A 1057-nucleotide genomic window follows, 5' to 3' on the forward strand; every position below is an offset into this window, starting at 1 on the left:
TTAGACGACATCAAACTCTAATTTGAACAAAAGGCACCCTAACGGTGCCTTTTGTTTTTGTATAGAGCGGGGTTACATGTCCTGATTCTCTACGTCTAAATGTTTACGTGGACGGAATTCTTACTCAATGAGAATTAGCCGTTCTTTTTATCGAGAATTGGTTATGTTGAATTTCCATTCAATTCTCAAAGAATAAGAATTACCACAAATAAACCCGAGCAAGATTTATAGATACTCGGGCTTTGAGTGAGTTAAACAAACTCCATATCGCTTTGACGAACGCGCTCAGCAAGCTGTTTGTAGCGATCCGCAATCGTGTCACCAAATACAGGGTCGTCTTCGCTCTCTGTCCACAGACTTTCAACGTGTTGCCAGTCTTCAGTAGTAAAAAGCTCTTCAATTAATGGCAGGATTTTTCTCTCTTCGAGCTCAAGGTGACGCTTTTGCGACTCAATGAAATCTTCTAGCTGAGCAATAAAGATGTCTTGAGGAACAACCGCATCTTGCAAAATCATCTCAATGAGCATCGAAAACTCTTTGGTCTTCTCGGCGAGCTCTTGGTGCTCTTTCTCCAAGTTTTCCATGGTTTGTTGCTTACCGTAATGCTTGAGGAAATGATGGTAGAGAATATCTTCTTTCGGATGATGAATTTTTTCCGAATGGTTTGAGAGGTAGTCAACAATCTCGCTTACTAGCGAGTAATTAATGGCGTTTTCTTCTTTTATTTCGTTGAGTTTATGGCGCAATATGGCCAGCAGGCGAACCATGTAGCCGTGTTCGCGTCGAATTCTTTCGATCATCATAGCGTCTCTCCTTAACACCTACTTTCAATAAGTGTACATGAGAAATTCGCCACCAGCTTCGAGCATGCTCAAAAAAACAGCGATCATAGCACCATGATCGCTGTCTCTTCTTTTATACCGTTAACGGTAAATGCCAGTTGATTGGCTCTTTTCCTTGCGAAGCAAGTAATTGGTTTGCTTGGGAGAAATGCTTACAACCCAAGAACCCTCGATGAGCAGACAATGGCGATGGATGCGGCGCGGCTAATACATGG

At 42.3% G+C, this 1057-nt stretch carries 1 protein-coding gene and 1 pseudogene; both read right to left on the minus strand.

All coding sequences use genetic code 11. The annotated features are described in order from the left end of the window. Positions 1-251 precede the first annotated feature (251 nt). Positions 252-803, minus strand: a complete 552-nt coding sequence (locus R7Q47_RS26355) for a hemerythrin domain-containing protein (RefSeq protein ID WP_005459058.1) — start codon at positions 801-803, stop codon at positions 252-254. 112 nt (positions 804-915) lie between these two features. After that, a pseudogene (locus R7Q47_RS26360) lies at positions 916-1057 on the minus strand (uracil-DNA glycosylase); the annotation flags it as partial.

It is taken from the genome of Vibrio sp. Vb0349, from assembly GCF_033338975.1.

Excerpts from the sequence above, each read along its gene's own strand:
- R7Q47_RS26355 (WP_005459058.1), bottom strand. The coding sequence starts at position 803 with ATGATGATCGAAAGAATTCGACGCGAACACGGCTACATGGTTCGCCTG.